General features: G+C 38.8%; 20 protein-coding genes. 16 read left to right on the forward strand and 4 right to left on the reverse strand.

Translation table 11 applies throughout. The annotated features are described in order from the left end of the window. From HMPREF0083_RS29120 to HMPREF0083_RS28410, 3 genes are all read right to left on the reverse strand, one after another. On the reverse strand, positions 1-196 hold a 196-nt coding region (locus HMPREF0083_RS29120), incomplete at its 3' end, for a hypothetical protein (RefSeq protein ID WP_040304461.1). Positions 197-398: 202 nt separating this feature from the next. Beyond that, positions 399-842 (reverse strand): RadC family protein, encoded by a 444-nt coding sequence (gene radC, locus HMPREF0083_RS22140; protein ID WP_051354759.1) that lies wholly within the window; start codon positions 840-842, stop codon positions 399-401. A 255-nt stretch (positions 843-1,097) separates the two neighbouring features. After that, on the reverse strand, positions 1,098-1,241 hold the full coding sequence (locus tag HMPREF0083_RS28410) for a hypothetical protein (protein ID WP_021624086.1): 144 nt from the start codon (positions 1,239-1,241) through the stop codon (positions 1,098-1,100). A gap of 170 nt (positions 1,242-1,411) precedes the next feature. On the opposite strand from HMPREF0083_RS28410, the gene HMPREF0083_RS22145 reads away from it, so the two are divergent. From HMPREF0083_RS22145 to HMPREF0083_RS22205, 13 genes are all read left to right on the forward strand, one after another. Further along, the gene (locus tag HMPREF0083_RS22145) at positions 1,412-2,296 is read left to right on the forward strand and encodes a hypothetical protein (RefSeq protein ID WP_021624087.1); all 885 of its coding nucleotides are present in this window, start codon (positions 1,412-1,414) and stop codon (positions 2,294-2,296) included. 43 nt (positions 2,297-2,339) lie between these two features. Then, positions 2,340-3,488, forward strand: coding sequence for a hypothetical protein (locus HMPREF0083_RS26640; RefSeq protein ID WP_021624088.1), 1,149 nt, complete (start codon positions 2,340-2,342; stop codon positions 3,486-3,488). Between the two features lie 26 nt (positions 3,489-3,514). Beyond that, positions 3,515-4,936, forward strand: a complete 1,422-nt coding sequence (locus tag HMPREF0083_RS22155) for a DEAD/DEAH box helicase (protein WP_021624089.1) — start codon at positions 3,515-3,517, stop codon at positions 4,934-4,936. Next, positions 4,881-6,599: a DUF3440 domain-containing protein gene (locus tag HMPREF0083_RS22160; protein WP_081696156.1), complete on the forward strand. Its 1,719-nt coding sequence runs from the start codon at positions 4,881-4,883 to the stop codon at positions 6,597-6,599. The genes HMPREF0083_RS22155 and HMPREF0083_RS22160 overlap by 56 nt, the downstream gene beginning before the upstream one ends. Continuing rightward, the gene (locus tag HMPREF0083_RS22165) at positions 6,589-7,254 is read left to right on the forward strand and encodes an IbrB-like domain-containing protein (RefSeq protein WP_021624091.1); all 666 of its coding nucleotides are present in this window, start codon (positions 6,589-6,591) and stop codon (positions 7,252-7,254) included. Before HMPREF0083_RS22160 ends, HMPREF0083_RS22165 begins: the two co-directional genes overlap by 11 nt. Next, entirely contained in the window at positions 7,251-7,514 is a 264-nt protein-coding gene (locus tag HMPREF0083_RS22170) for a helix-turn-helix domain-containing protein (RefSeq protein WP_021624092.1), read from the forward strand. Before HMPREF0083_RS22165 ends, HMPREF0083_RS22170 begins: the two co-directional genes overlap by 4 nt. 721 nt (positions 7,515-8,235) lie before the next feature. Then, on the forward strand, positions 8,236-8,802 hold the full coding sequence (locus tag HMPREF0083_RS22175; protein WP_040304504.1) for a recombinase family protein: 567 nt from the start codon (positions 8,236-8,238) through the stop codon (positions 8,800-8,802). After that, the gene (locus HMPREF0083_RS22180) at positions 8,795-9,232 is read left to right on the forward strand and encodes a DUF5348 domain-containing protein (protein WP_021624096.1); all 438 of its coding nucleotides are present in this window, start codon (positions 8,795-8,797) and stop codon (positions 9,230-9,232) included. Before HMPREF0083_RS22175 ends, HMPREF0083_RS22180 begins: the two co-directional genes overlap by 8 nt. Positions 9,233-9,271: 39 nt before the next feature. Next, positions 9,272-9,574 carry a hypothetical protein gene (locus HMPREF0083_RS22185; RefSeq protein WP_021624097.1) on the forward strand — a complete coding sequence of 101 codons (303 nt, stop codon included), beginning with the start codon at positions 9,272-9,274 and terminating at the stop codon, positions 9,572-9,574. A 289-nt stretch (positions 9,575-9,863) separates the two neighbouring features. Next, a complete protein-coding gene (locus tag HMPREF0083_RS22190; protein WP_148316044.1) occupies positions 9,864-10,175 on the forward strand; it encodes a hypothetical protein in 312 nt (103 codons plus the stop codon). Positions 10,176-10,447: 272 nt separating this feature from the next. Then, complete coding sequence (locus tag HMPREF0083_RS22195) at positions 10,448-11,341, forward strand: ComEC/Rec2 family competence protein (protein WP_021624100.1); 894 nt, start codon at positions 10,448-10,450, stop codon at positions 11,339-11,341. A 191-nt stretch (positions 11,342-11,532) separates the two neighbouring features. Then, positions 11,533-12,570, forward strand: a complete 1,038-nt coding sequence (locus tag HMPREF0083_RS22200; RefSeq protein WP_021624101.1) for an ankyrin repeat domain-containing protein — start codon at positions 11,533-11,535, stop codon at positions 12,568-12,570. Positions 12,571-12,614: 44 nt separating this feature from the next. Next, positions 12,615-12,905, forward strand: coding sequence for a hypothetical protein (locus HMPREF0083_RS22205; RefSeq protein WP_021624102.1), 291 nt, complete (start codon positions 12,615-12,617; stop codon positions 12,903-12,905). A 54-nt stretch (positions 12,906-12,959) separates the two neighbouring features. Here HMPREF0083_RS22205 and HMPREF0083_RS22210 read toward each other — a convergent pair whose 3' ends face one another. Beyond that, on the reverse strand, positions 12,960-13,397 hold the full coding sequence (locus HMPREF0083_RS22210; protein WP_040304467.1) for a hypothetical protein: 438 nt from the start codon (positions 13,395-13,397) through the stop codon (positions 12,960-12,962). Between the two features lie 280 nt (positions 13,398-13,677). Here HMPREF0083_RS22210 and HMPREF0083_RS22215 point away from each other — a divergent pair, with 280 nt between their 5' ends. Genes HMPREF0083_RS22215 through HMPREF0083_RS22225 form a run of 3 tightly spaced genes read left to right on the forward strand, consistent with a single transcriptional unit; the run spans position 13,678 to position 15,709 of the window. Beyond that, complete coding sequence (locus HMPREF0083_RS22215; protein ID WP_021624104.1) at positions 13,678-13,893, forward strand: hypothetical protein; 216 nt, start codon at positions 13,678-13,680, stop codon at positions 13,891-13,893. 24 nt (positions 13,894-13,917) lie between these two features. Continuing rightward, positions 13,918-14,130, forward strand: a complete 213-nt coding sequence (locus HMPREF0083_RS22220) for a hypothetical protein (protein WP_021624105.1) — start codon at positions 13,918-13,920, stop codon at positions 14,128-14,130. Position 14,131: 1 nt separating this feature from the next. Next, positions 14,132-15,709 (forward strand): FtsK/SpoIIIE domain-containing protein, encoded by a 1,578-nt coding sequence (locus HMPREF0083_RS22225; protein ID WP_021624106.1) that lies wholly within the window; start codon positions 14,132-14,134, stop codon positions 15,707-15,709. Positions 15,710-15,807 lie beyond the last annotated feature (98 nt).

Genomic DNA, 15,807 nt, shown 5'->3' on the forward strand with positions numbered 1-15,807 from the left:
TATCAAAATCATTAGGAAGATAAATAGTCAAACCATCGCAATAAGCATCCGGGACAAGTGATAAAATCTCGTCATAAGGCGTATTGTTCACCGTCTCGCCGTATTCAAATTGGTGAAAAATCAGTATCCTATGTTTTGTTTTTATTGGTGTTCTCCCAGTCAGATATTTACCAGTGTATTTGAGTCTAATTCGCATGTGGATTTTCCCTTCGCTTTTTAGCACTACGATAGCAAAAATCTTGTTTTTCACAATATCATCGTTTTATGAATTACCTTTTCATTACTTATTTAGAAACCAAATTTAAATTTAGTTATTGTATTACAGTAGGTTGTTAGTATTTTTTGTTAGCCCTTCCCCCCTAGAACCTGGAGGCTCTAGGGGGGAAGGGTATTTTATTTTACATATGACCTTGACTCTTTAGAGATGTATACTCGTTTCGTCCAATTACTATGTGGTCAAGCATTTCAATTCCGATAATTTCCCCGGCCTTTACTAATCTTTTTGTAACCTCAAAATCTTCGGGACTAGGTACGCTTTGTCCACTTGGATGATTGTGTGCAACGATAATTGAGGCGGCGTTATTAAGGATTGCCGATTTAAAAACTTCTCTAGGATGTACAATTGAAGCGTTTATACTGCCTACATGTGCCCGGTGTATAGCGACCACTTTGTTTTTTGTGTTAAGGCAGAGAACCAAGAATACTTCCCTATCTTCATCTGCAATTCTTTTCTCGATGACTTTTACAACGTCTTGAGGGGAACGGACAACTTGTAAGTTATCTGTTTCATTTACCTCGATAATTTCTTGTTTGATTCGTAGAATTTCATAAATTTTTTCCATTTTTCCCTCTCCTTTTTTGATTTTTGTACATCTACCTGCCAACTGCGTTTAATGTTATTTGCTCACCTCCTTATATACCTATTATAATATAACGGGTATATAACAGCAAGAAAAAAAAGGAGGTTTTTGAAAAATTTTTAATGACGATTAGGTAGAAAAGGGGGGAGCGAGTGCGATGTGGCCATAATGGAAAAAAGCGTCTGTATGTTATTTGGTGTGATCGAAGAAGCCCCCACTAAGACAAATTCTAAGGATTCAACACTCTTTTTTTTCTCCTTGTTCTTTGTTCCCTTCTTTAACATTTTTAGAGTAGATAATCGAACTATTGTCTTTACCAGTAAGCATAAAGTTATCACGAACTGGTTTATATTCTACATTCGCTTTTTTCTTCTTATCCATTGATATCACCTCTTTTTTGTATTTATACCAATTGTAATATAAAGGGTAGGAAATAAAAAGGTTTTTCTTTTTATTAACCTTAAAGGGTTTACAATTTAACCTTTAAAGGTTATAATATAATCAAGAACAGCTACAAGAACGACAGTAAATAACGGGAGGAGGAAGTAGCGATGAACAAAGCAGCAGCGGCGATGAAGAAAGCTCGGGAAATTTTCAAAAAGAAAGGTGTTCGTACCATGACGGCATGGACTAAGGCGCTGCGTGCTGCTTGGGCTATCGTGAAAAGTGATATGGAAAATGTCGCGAAGTTTGTGAAAAAAGAGGTTGAAATCACATCCATATTTGAAAATGGACATGTTTTCCTTGAAGCTGGCGGGGAGAGATTCGTAGCTCGTCCGTACAAGCATTACATGCATGGTTGGGCTTACGAAGTTACGGATAAGGGTTTAGCCAAAATTTTAGGGGTAAAGCCCCAATCTATAAATCTCATGCATGAATCGGCGGAAGTAGCAGCAGCTAAAATCGAAGTTTACAAGCAAAAACAAAAGGAGATAAAGCTGGCAGAGATTGAATCAGACTTCCGATCGATGACAGATACAACGAAAATGAAGTTGTCTATTGATTCCCAGTATCTATTCGTTTCTACCGACAGTAAAGCGGGGGAGCACATCGAGATCAAGGATTCTATAACAAAAATTAAAAAATCCAGAATTCAAATTGGCGATATACTTGGACGGAATGCTGATGAAGTAGATTGGGGTGATTACAGCATCACAGAATACTTCATGATCACATATGGAGAATTTAAAAAACTTGTAGCAGCAGCTGAGCAAGCCCTTTCTGAAAAAGCAGAAGTAGATCGTGAAAAAAAGGCGAAGCGGGAAGCCGAACGCCAGGCAAAATTTGAAGAAGCAAGACGAACAGGAAAGCCGGTACTTCTTCGCAAATGGTCAGAACCATGCTGCAGCAAGCATGAAGAATGCGAGATAGATAACCACTGCATATACGCGATGCCAGATGGGACAGAAAAACACGAATGGGGTCACACTTGGTAAAGGGGGGTATATCCCCCTCTTAGATTAAATAGGAGGGTATACAATGGCATGGTATTATGGGACATTTGCATGCGGGCATGAGGGACGTACGAACATCATTGGGCCAATTAAGGATCGGGAATGGAAAGCGGAGCGGGCTTTTGCAAAAACGTGCTCAGACTGTTATAAAAAATTGTCGGAAGAACTCCGTGAACAGGAAAACAAGGAAGCGGCGGAACGTGCAAAGGAAATGAATCTCCCAGAATTAGCCGGAACAGAAAAACAGGTCGCCTGGGCGAATACGATCCGTCAAAAATTAATAGAAGCGTTTGACGATACCATTGAGAAGATGAATGATGAAGACTCATACAAAGCGCGACTCATCAAGCGCAGGATTGGCGTTTCAATAGACGAAGTTATAAAAATTCGTGAGTTCATCATCCGTAATCGTTCTCAAGCTAAATACTATATCGACAACCGGTACAATACAATCGAGGAATATATTGAAGCAGAGCTTCAAAAAATATCTGCTGTTATAGATGAAGAAGATCGATTAGTTGAAGAAGCGAAAGCTGAGAACACTGTGTATCCGGAAAATCGGATTACAGATGCTGTTGTGGAAATCATCGTACAGACCGACAAAATATCTATTGTGTTCGAAAAAAACGAGGAGTTTCGGTCGATTGTGAAATCCCTCGGTTATAAATGGGATGATAGATGGGTGAAGAAAATTACAGAGACTACAGGAACGGCAGAAGAAAGAGCAGCGGAACTTGGAAATAAACTTCTCAATGCCGGATTTCCAATATGTATATTTGATGAGAATATTCGAGAACGTGCCGTAAACGGTACATATAAGCCGGAATGCAAGCGATGGATTTATCATCGAAAAGATACAAATTATTTAGCTATTAATTGGACAGATAGATCGGATATATACGAGAAAGCGCGATCCCTTCCTGGTTCTAAGTGGGATAACCCTTCTGTTTTGGTTCGAGTTGAGCATTTTGAAGAGATCGAGGACTTTGCTTCACTGTATGGATTCAAATTTACAAAAGCAGCACAAAATTTGATAGAACAACAGAAAGAACGTTTGGAAAAAGCTGTTGTTGTTAAACCGACAAAGTCAAAAGAACATGACAGAAAAGATGGGTTAAGCGATATCCTACAGTCAAGTGATGATGTACTTCCAGACTTAATTGAAGAGGACTGATTCATATCCTTATCGCTAAAACAAAATTGTATAATCACCAAGTCAATGCAGTAGAGAAGTTGGTCAGACTCAAAGTTGGTGCTCTGTATATGGAAATGGGAACAGGAAAGACGCGCACTGCACTGGAGCTTATTCTTCGGCGTTATAACAAGGGGAAAGTCAATCATATCATCTGGCTTTGCCCCTTCTCAATCAAGCGGTCTATCGAGCGTGAAATTCAAAAACATATCGGCAAAGACTTGTCCATGTTCACCATCTGCGGCATTGAAACACTTTCCTCTAGTATCAAAGCAAATGTAAATCTTCTTCAATTGGCAAAAGAAAAGAAATGTTTCTTGATTGTAGACGAAAGCAATTTGGTGAAAAATCACCGGGCAAAACGCACAAAAAATATCATTCGATTGGCACAATATTGCCCTTACCGTTTGATTTTAAACGGAATGCCTATCAGCAGGACCGAGGCGGATCTCTATGCGCAGTGGTATATTCTAGATTGGCGCATACTTGGATATCAATCGTTCTGGAGCTTTGCTCAAAATCATGTAGATTGGGATGAGAGAACACGCGGGCGAATTAAAAACATTTTCAATGTAGATTATCTTACCCGAAAAATCGCTCCTTACACATACCAAGTCACCAAAAGTGAATGTTTGGATCTTCCGCGAAAGACATACGGGAAAGTCTATTATAATTTGACAGACGAGCAGTGGGTTCATTACAACAATGTAGCAAATACACTCCTGTTTGAAATAGATGAGATGAGGCCTGAAACAATATATCGGTTATTTACTGGATTGCAGAATGTCATCAGTGGTCTTTGGGTAGATCCGACGAAAGAGCCGTTTGTCATTAAGAACTTCTTTCATCATCCAGAAGAAAATCCACGTATCCAAGCACTGATGAACAAATTAGAAGGTGTAACTGAAAAGGTTATTATCTTCTGTAGATATACACACGAGATTAATCATATCGTCACTGTTCTAAACAAGCGTTATGGACCAGGTGTAGCCGTTCCCTTTAACGGAGAAGTAAAGCACAAACAAAGAGAATTGAATCTACAAGCATTCGAAAGTTCAGCTCGGTTTTTTGTGGCGAATAAAACATGCGCCGGATACGGACTTAATCTGCAATTTTGCAGTTTTGTGGTCTACTATAACAACGATTGGGACTATGCTACAAGGAGTCAATCAGAAGATCGGGTACATCGTATTGGGCAGCAGAACAATGTGCATATTATCGATCTGTGTGCAGATGGGACGCTGGACGAACGGATACTAAAGTGTCTATCACGTAAAGAAAGTTTAGTGTACAGCTTTCAACGTCAGATTGAAAGCATGAAAAATCGTGACATTACAGCGATGAAAGAATGGATAGAAGGGAAGGTGGAGGACATTGGGGAAAATCTATACGGAAAAGGATGTATTGACAGCGGCACTGCAACGACTTGAGATTATGTTTGACAATTTTAAACACATGTACTTCAGTGTGAGCGGTGGAAAAGACAGCTCTGTTATGCTGCAACTTGCTGCTCAGGTAGCACGTAAACGCGGACGTACATTTGATGTGCTATACATTGACCTTGAAGCGCAGTACAAAGCAACAATCGAGCATATTGAGGAGCTACGTGAACAAAACAAAGATGTGATCCATTGCTTTTATTGGGTATGTTTACCCCTTTCTCTTCGTAATGCGGTATCTGTCATCCAGCCCAAGTGGGTATGCTGGGATGAAGAAAATAAGAAAAAATGGGTGAGATCACTTCCTAAAAACAAAGATGTGGTCCATATCAAAAACTACCCGGATGAATGGAAGTGGTTCAAATCAGGCATGGAGTTCGAAGAGTTCATTTTATATTTCGCGGAATGGTATAGCCATAAACATGGCATAGCAGCGGCCGGAATCGGGATTCGAAGCGATGAGAGTTTGAACCGTTTCGCTACCATTACAAGTGACCGAAAAGAACGATTCCAAGACTACGGGTGGACCACACGGGTAAGGCTTGGTGTTCGTCCAATCGACGTATATAATTTCTACCCGATATACGATTGGCGAACGGAAGACATATGGGGCGCTGTTAGCCTACTTAACTTGAGCTACAACCGAGTTTATGAGCTGATGTATAAGAACGGGTTATCGATTCACGAACAACGCTTGTGTCAGCCGTATGGAGATGATCAACGCAACGGATTGGATCAATTCCGTTACATTGAGCCTGAGACGTGGGAGAAGGTCCTAAATCGTGTGCATGGCGTAAACTTTGGCAATATATATGCTCGGACATCTCTACTCGGAAATATTAAGTCAGAGAAGCCTAACAGCATGACATGGGAACAGTATGCGGTGTTTCTTCTCGAAAGTCTGGGGTTGTATGCCCCGGAACTACGCGATCATTACTACCGGAAAATCAAAACGTTCCTGGACTGGTACGAAAAGCAGGAAAGCGTATCATTACAGGAAATAGAAGATGAGGCGGACAGCAAACTCGAAAGTTCGAAGAAGGTGGCTTCTTGGCGGCGAATCGCCCGTGCAATTGAGAAAAATGACTTCTGGATGAAGAGACTTTCGTTTAGTCAGACGAAAAGGGATGTCGAAAAGCTGCATGAATTGAAAAATAAATACCGAAACATCATTTTTGCAAAAGATACTGACGATAAACACCTGAAGCAAGTAGCAGAACAATTAAACGATGGGGAGATTAAGATGAAATATGAAATTTTTCGAGGAGATTATGACCGGTCAAAATTCTATAGTTTGATGGGTAAGTTCTTTGCGGAGAAGGAGTTTCGGAAAGTATTTCCTTATCTTTCTAATGAGGATGGACGCGTATGGATTGTAGTGATAGAAAAAGAGGATGTTCATGGTTTTACAACATTTATAAATCGAAAAAATTACCTTGATTTAGGCTATACATTTGGTTCATCAAAACAATTAGAAAACGATCTATTGAGCCTGCGTTTTAATATCGTTCAAGAGGAATATCCACATTCTCCATTAAAGGCGGCCTTACAGAACAAAGATGAGCTTGCTTATTGGTTGGATCATGGGTTTGAGGTGGAAAAAGAAACGACGAATTACTATTTTGTGAAAAAGGAGGAAAAGAATGATGAATAAAATAAACGATTTGGTCAAACAAATCAAAGAGGAGATTGAATCTTTGCCTTTAGAGGAAAAAATCGAATCGTTAAACCAAGTTCGCGAAATGCTGTCTTCTATTTCTCCTTTCAGCGAACCTGTCGATTTGGTTCGATGGGTACCAGCTGATCAAGTACAAGCAAACGAATATAATCCTAACAAAGTTTCTAGTCCAGAAATGAAATTGCTACATACTTCTATTAAGCTTGATGGATATACTCAACCGATCGTTACCTATCATCTTCCAAACGGAAAATATGAAGTCACAGACGGATTTCATCGTAATAGAATCGGTAAAGAATATAAAGATATTAACGAACGAATTCATGGTTATTTGCCAATTGTAGTCATTGATAAACCAATCGATGAGCGCATGGGATCTACAATTCGTCATAATCGAGCAAGAGGGACACATCAAATTCGTTCCATGAGCGATATTGTCATTGAACTTGCAAAAGAAGGATGGGGAGACGAAGAAATCTGTAAAAAACTTGGAATGGAGCTCGATGAGGTAATTCGTTTGAAGCAAATTAGCGGACTAAAAGAAGCTTTTCAAAACCATGAGTTTTCACGTTCATGGGAAGAATTTGAAAAAAAATACTACGAAAAAGAAAAATTCGAGGGAAATTCATGATGCATAAAACTTGCAACTGCAATCAAACGACCTTTCCCCTTTCGCAAATCCACACGGCTAAAACAGCTGCTGAATTATGGGGTATCTCATACGACACATTTAAAAACCAGCTAAAGGGAACCGGAAAAAAAGAAACGTTAGAAAAAATAGAAAGATGCAAGGAACATGGAATGATAGCGAAAGATGGAGGAATATGGTTAGTATCCGAACAGGCGATGATCAAAATCTTTGGAAGTCCAAAAATAGATAAAAATCTATAAACAATCACAAGAGTACGAAGAGCAAGACTAGAAAGCATTTACGTTTCGCAATACAGGTGAATTATATGGATTAGCCAGGTGTGCATCTGGCTAATCTTAAAATGAGGGGTAGATAAGATGCAAAAAATAGAACTTTTCGGTATCAACCCATCCGACACGCTAAAGGAAATTGTTGAAAAACAGGACTTGGAATATATGTTCACCTGTTACTTTAGGAGTTATTTTGCACCTGTTTTAAGTGCTATTTTGCACTATAAGTAAATATAAAAAGTCCAATATCCCAACATTAGAATTAAGAAATTGGACTTTTATCATTACTTCGGAATATCGAGCGATTATGGAAGATCATAAGCATATTTCTTGTTTAACTAAAGCACCCGTTACTTTAAGTACGATAATTCACAACTGGTAGTCGGTCCAGGATGTCGAGCAGCTGCAGTATACATAATTTGTTTCCGAAACAGCGCTAGGCGTGATCGAGGGAGTGGATTCCTCGATGTTTACCGATACCTTTATAACTAGATATCAAACATAATGTCGGTGTTTTTTTGTTTGGATATATTCTCAAAAACGATTGTTTTAGAAACAATGTCATTAAACAGTGAAAAAATTATTTTTTTCGCTGTTTTTTATTTCAAAAACCGTATCAAAAACTATTTTACAAAATGGTACGTTTTAGATATAATATAGGTAAGAAATGGATAGTAGGGAGGGAAAGAAAATTAAAGTAGGCTATGCAAGGGTATCTACTGCCGATCAATCGTTAGACTTACAGCTTGATGCTTTGCAAAAAGCCGGTTGCGAACGCATTTATACAGAAAAATTGAGTGGTGCGAAAGATGATCGACCGGAGTTGGCCAGAGCACTGGACATACTTCGTCCAGGTGACGTATTTGTCGTCTATAAATTGGACCGTCTAGCCAGATCGACAAAAAAGCTTATCGAGGTTGCAGAACAACTCAAAGGATTGGAAGTCGAATTTGTCAGTATTAAGGATAATATTGATACGAGCACACCTACAGGGAAGCTGATGTTTGGGATGCTTGCTGTTCTCGCAGAATTTGAACGTGACATTATTCGGGAAAGAACAATGGCTGGACTTGAAGCAGCCAGGGCACGGGGGCGTAAAGGTGGCCGTCCATCGGCAAACGTAAAAAAGGTTCAACAGGCATTATCGTTGTATGATAGCCGGAATCATAGTGTTTCAGAAATTGAAGAACTGACCGGGATAAGCAGAGCAACACTATATCGAGCGTTGAAAAAGCGTAAGGAGGAGCAAAATGGATAATCAAAAAAGGCTACTGGAAGAAGTAATGGCCGATCTGTACCGTATTCTACCTACCTTAAATGTCGTATCAAAAAAACTAGAAGATGAAATGTATCCAAGTGAACACCTGGACGCAGATACACAATTTATGATTCGTGAGCTGCGTTCTTTAGGATATCAGCATATCGACAAGTTAGTAAGCCAACTTCGTTATTTGCAAAAAGAGGTTTACTATGAAGGATTGCTTTACATAAACGGAAACGGACGCTATGAAGTGGATGGCCAGGAGTTGGCAAGTGGGTCTGTGATAGAAGTTTGGTCAGAACGGTTTGACGAGTCAGCACAATGGCATATTGTCCGTATTGAACACTCCAATCTACACGGTGGTTATTATGCGTACCAATGGCCAGAGTTAAAATTAGAAGGATTAAAGGCGCGAGTACGTCGTTAATGATTCACAAAACGGCAATATTGCGAAAGGTTGTGACATATGAAAAAGCCAAAAAATCGGAGTGAACGCATCGAATGGATAACTAGAAAATTGGGTCACAGGGTGCTAATTGGTTATGCAAAATACACGGACAGAGAGGTTAAGCAAGAGTTTGAGTTAATGTACAAAATTTATAAAGATAAGCCAGATTACGATGTAACCACTGAGCCTAGCCCCACCTGTGTTGTTTGCGAGAGCGAAGTCGAGGTCACGTATACATGCCTTTGTACGGCAGGGTGTATTTTGGATAAAGATGATCCTGCATATGAAGAACATAAGCGGCTTTATGAGAACGGAAACTAGCTTTCACAATTCAGCGCTTTTATAAAGGTCCGACGAGCATAAGGAATTGACAGGGTAGGGGAACCATACGCTTACCTGCCTCCCGAGCCTTGCGGCGGCGAGCAATAGAAGACCCCTCACGGGGGTAGGGGGTTGTCTTCCATCAAAAGCGAGGTGAGTGATTTGCCTGTTCTTGCTGATTTTTTGCATATTATTTCTTCGTTTAGAACTCATTTTCCCGGTCTTATAGAGTTTATTTTCCTTTTGTCTCTTACTTTTGCTTTTTGTCTATATGCGGAAGAAAAATGGGGTGAGTGATATGTTCTGTGATTATTCAAGATTTGACGAAATGGATGAGGATTCAATATACAAGGAACTGAAAGAGCTATTTGAAAAAAAGTTTGGCAGGCCTCCAACTGAAATAGAGGAAAGGAAAATGAAAGCTTTCATATTTATGAAGTCTGATGAAAAAGTTGATTGCCAGCATAAGTATGGAATTTTTGATTGGTATCATGACAATGAAGGTTCTCAAATTGACCTTTTTCGTTGTGAAAAATGCGGGGACGTGAGGGAAGTGTATTCTAGTTTTTATGATTTTGATGACTATTTGAGCGATTGTTGAAGTCCGATAATTTGCATTCTGTAGCTTTTGACCTTTTTGATGAACTTTCAAAACGTTGGGGGGTGAGTGATTTGTTTGAGGTATTAATCGTGTTTTTTTACATTTGTTTCGCGGTCTCGTTCTTTATCATTGCTATTCAATAATATGTGTTATTGCAACACAAACAGCCTGGTGTTATGAGCTGCACCATCGTTTTTAATTAAAAATCCGAGCGATTTTCTAACTGAACAGTTTTATATTTTAAATGAGATCGGGTACTAGGAGATGAATAGATGAAAAAATGGAGAGGTATTCTATCTAAGTTATTTATTATAGTATCCCTTATTGGAATGCTTACTGGCTGCAATACAATTGCGGATGCTACAATTACAAGTAAGCCAGCACAGGCAGTAAGTCATGGCAAAATGACAGTTAAATATATTGATGTGGGCCAGGGGGACGCGACGTTAATCGTTTCCCCAGAGGGAAAAAACGTGTTAATCGATGCCGGAGATAAATCTCACGGTGAAACGGTCACTAAAAGTCTACAAAAAGAAGGGGTAAAACAAATTGATTATTTTGTGCTTACACATCCGGACTCGGATCATATAGGTGGAGCGACTCATGTAATCGATACGCTACCAATAAAGTCAATTGTTATGCCTTTGAAGAGTAGCTCTACAGAAACCTATTTTGGTGTACTACTGGCTATCAAGGAAAAAAACATACCGATTATTCACGGAGAAAAAGGCATGTCACTCGATATAGGAAAGTCAGTGAAAGCACAAATTCTTTCTCCGGGTCCCAAGGTTTCATATATTGATACAAATGACTGGTCAATCGTGCTGAAAGTTACATATGGTAAACAGAAATTCTTGTTTACCGGTGATGCTGCAAAGAAAGCGGAAAACGATATGTTAGCGAGTGGCCAAGATTTATCTGCGAACGTGTACAAGGCTGGCCACCATGGCTCCAAAACTTCCTCAAGCACTAAATTTCTGAAGGCTGTACGTCCAGAAATCGTGGTGATTTCTGTCGGAGCCAATAATAAGTATCATCATCCGAATATCGAAACACTACAACATATTCACCAGGTCGGTGTTAAAAAGATTTATCGAACGGATGACCGAGGAACTGTAACAGCTACTACAGATGGAAATACAATTGAGTGGAAAAGTGAGAAATAGGAAAAATACTATGCTAATGAGTGCCATATATCGGCGCTACAATCAACCATTATGAATACTATTTTAATTTAGTCGTCCATGAGGCGACTTTTTTAATTTTTGCTTAATCAAATGAAAATTGTAATCTTTTTCCTTAGGATATGTTGTAATATAAAAGTAGTAGTAAAAAATACTTGTATGAGGAGATGTGTATGGGAACTAAGGCTGTAGAAGAGAATGCTATTACCTTTCTTGAGGCGATCGACAACGATAACCGGATGCTTGTTAAGGAGATGTTAGATACAGGGATAGACGCCAATATACAAGTGAAGATGGGGTTTTTAAACTTACGTAAAACAATTTTACCATTGGAAATAGCTATCCGTAATGAAAATTTGGAAATGTGTAAATTGTTACTTGACTACGATGCTAATCCAAATTTAATAAGTCAGGAATTTTTAGCCTCACTAGTAAAGAAAGAAGGTGTACCATTCATTTCTTTATTACTTGATAGGGGACTTGATGCAAACTCCAAGATTTATGATGCTAGCCTCAATAGACAGCAGCTTTTGTTAGCGGGGATAATGTCAAAAAATAATGAAATTCCAGAATCCCTGATCAATAAATTCATTGATAAAGGATTTGATATTAATTATAGAAATGAAAGCACACCTTTTGTTCATTGGTCTTTAGTATTGAGAGCGAATACCAATATTTTTTTAAGTTTTATTAGTAAATGCGATTCCTCGTTGCTTAATAATAGTATGCTGAGAAGGGCCTTAAGTGAGGGTGCTCCTATAGAAAATGTGAAGGTAATTCTTGAAGAATTCCAAAGGAGAGGGATTTCTGATTATCATAAATGGATGGAAAAGGAATTCATTTATTCAGCCAGAACAGGAAAGATTGAGGCTGTAAGATTACTTCTTGATTTTAAAGTAGATATAAATACGACTGATGAAGAAGGTAAAAGCGCTTTAATGTGGGCAGTAATACAAGACCGTATAGAAGTAGTAGAGGAGCTTATTAAATCAGGTATTTCGGTTGATCTCCAGGATAAAAGTGCAATAACAGCTCTAATGATAGCTGCTAGGGATCGAAAATATAAAATCGTTAGATTATTGCTTAACGGAGGCGCAGATGTGCACCATAAAGATGTGAAAAATAAAAGGGCTATTGAATATATTCCTGAATATGAGTCATTAATGACATTCACACTACTACTTGATGCGGAGAAGGGTCCCATAAGTTAGGAGTATTAATGCAATAGAGTATAATCAAAGATATAGAGGGTGATATGATGGAAGGGTTAAAAATTGGGGAAGAATCCGCTGGAAAATTAGACACGAATCAGATAGCGATTGCTAATGAGTTTTATCTTAAATTAAAAAAATATGAGGAAGATATTAAGCTAAGGGATGCTTTTCTCCCTGTTATAAGAATAATGTATACTGAAAAATATCATGGGCCAAATGAGGGTATATTAAGAAACACACTAAAGGCCCTTGCTGAAGAATACGAGTCTAATTATTCTAATGAATACTGGGTTAGTGATATTGAGTCGAATATAAGATATGCATTTAAATGATTGTAAGCAGTTATCAAAAAAAAGCGCCAGCTTAATTACCAGCTGGCGCTTTTCCTAGTCAATATTTAACCTCCAGTTGCCGTTGTGAAACTTTGTATTTGTGGTTAATGCTGGGACCGGTTCAAACTTATGATACTGGCAAAAATTTGCCATTTCATTTGTTGAGACAGCTTCAACTATAATATATTTAAACCCTTTGCTAATTGCATATTTCTTGAGCCACTTCAGTACCTCAGTACCTGTGCCCTTGCCTGTATTTTTTAATTCTATCCTTGCAATTGTTAAGTGCTCAGGTGAATAACGCAAATATAATTCATTGTCTTCTCCTTTGATCCACAATCGATTAAAATCATCTAAGCTCATTTTAGTCGGGGAACCGTTATCCTTATCAAATATTTTCTTTAGTTTTTTAAGCTCTTTTGCAACAAAAATGGAATCCTGGGCGAACCTCTTAGGGAAATTTATTTTTTTATCAAAAATTTTACTAAGCATAAAGCCACTCCCCCATTGATTTTTTTGTATATTTTTACTATATAGTGGGTATAAAAAAATAGCCATTAAGACATATCGATCTTAAAAATCGTGCACTTTTTTGTGCACTTTTTCGTGCACTTTTTTGAGCACACTTTTTGCCGTTTCTGTGTGGTAATATGATAGTGTAGGAAAAATAAATAAGAGAGCGCAAGTAATTCTACTTGTGGTCATAGGGCCTGCGCGTTGCGTATGGCCTTTTTATTTTCCATATTACAGGGGAAAGGAGGGAAGGTGCTAAATGAACCCTAAAACAAATCAGGGGTATCTATTTGGTTGTTGTCGTTTATGGAATGTATGTAAGATGGGGCAGGAACCATGTCCACGATTTGAAGAGGAGCCTGATTATGTCGCCGGATGTGATTGCTTTAAACGTTATATACGTTCAAACAATCAACAAGAGCAAGTGCCGGATTTTATGGGGGTTGATAAAGAGGGGCAAGGATATTTACTTTAATTATTGTTGAAAGGGAGGGAGAATATGAAAGAACGGAGTATGGTAGATGAGATTATCCAAGCTGCAGCTGAGGAGGCAGAAATTCATCCAGAACAGTCACATCGTTGTATAATGGCAGCTTTTCGTCGGATTTCAGAGGTAACACTTCAGCAGGGTGGTATAGACTTAAGTTGCTTTATTCCAGGTATGCATACGAGTCATTTGGCAACATCAACCCGTGGTGGAATGGTGAGTTAGTGTGGAACGAGAAATTGATAAAGCAATTGACAGGGCAGGGGAAGGGCTTGAAAAGGGAGTAGCATCCATTTGGAAGAAGGGGCTAGTTCCTTTTTTTAATGCAGTAGGGATTGGCATCCGAGAAGTAAAGCAAAAGGAGATATGGAAGACAAAACCGTTTATGTGGTATATGGGTACTGTAGCCGGTGCTTCAGTCGCTGCGGGTATTATAGATAGTACATACCTTGCAGACTTATATCCAGATAATTTTATTTGGCATTGGTTGTATCATGAACAGCCAATGCGTTATCCGTTGGCTTTAACGGTTGGTTTCGCTGGAGGAAGTTATTTCTTTTATAACAAGGGGAAAAACGTTATTAAATTACGGCAACGTTTTATATTGGCCTTTGAACGTTGTGGCCTATACAGTAGTCGGCGTGTAATGATTGATAATAAAAACCGTCCGGAATATCCAACTCTATTTAAGGAAATAGTCGGTGATGACGGAGGAATTACATTCGTATTCCGAAATGTAGGTATTCCGGTTGAAGAATGGCAGAAAACAAAGCCATCCTTAGAAGCATCCATTGGGGAAAAAATTTCCCGTATCGAGATGTTTAATAATAAGCCATCTTTTATTGCTGTGAAACTTGGTGGAGTTGAAATTCCTGAGAAGTTAGATTTTAGCGAAGAACTGATTTCACATTGTGGAGATTCATCTATAGTAGTTGGTGTTGGTGAGCAGGGAGTGCTTACTCATGATTTTAAAAAGAATCCACATGTGCTGGTTGGGGGAGCAACGGGTGCTGGAAAAACAGTAGTGGCAAACTCAATTACGTATCAGTGTATAACTAAACTTGATGGAATGTTATACATTGTTGACTTTAAAGGTGGAGCAGACTATGCAGCCTTTGAGGATATGGGCATTGATATTATCTCAGAACGTGAGATTGTAGAACGTTTATTGCAACGTTTATTAGTTGAAAATGATGCTCGTGTACAGCTGTTTAAAGGTAAGGCGAGAAATATATGGGACTATAATGAATGGCTAAAAAAGCAGCCTGGAAAAAAGAAAGAACCCCTTCGCCGTATTTTTGTTTTGATTGATGAGTTGGCTGAACTCACAGACAAAAAGAGCTGTCCAAAAGATGAACATGAACTAGTGGACAACATTGTTGGATTAACGTCACGAATTGCAAGGTTAAGCCGATTTACAGGGATTAATCTGATTTTGGCCACACAAAGGCCGGACGCTAATGTGGTGCCAGGGCAGATTAAAAATAATGTGACTGGACGGATATGTGGCTATTTTTCGGATGATGTAGCTTATCGTATTATGCTGGACTTTATTCCGTATCCTCGTTTACCTGATCCTGAAGTTTTACCGGGGCGCTTCATGTATAGTATCGGTGCTAGAAAACGATTGGTACAGACACCATATTTTCAAGACCAACACATTGATCCTAATTTTAAAATGGATTATTCCAGGGGCATGTTGACATTGGAAGGGGCCTTGGATGAGGGACATCCTTCTAATCAAGAATTGTCGCCTATTGCTTCCCATCGGCAGTCATATAGCATCGAGGATATTGAGGATTAAGGGGATAACTTTAGATTAGCCATACATCAATAGTTATAGGAACAGTTATAGGAATGATTATGGTGTCATTTGTATAGCAATAGTTATCGCAATAGCTA

The sequence above is a fragment of the Aneurinibacillus aneurinilyticus ATCC 12856 genome, assembly GCF_000466385.1.
Lineage (GTDB): Bacteria > Bacillota > Bacilli > Aneurinibacillales > Aneurinibacillaceae > Aneurinibacillus > Aneurinibacillus aneurinilyticus.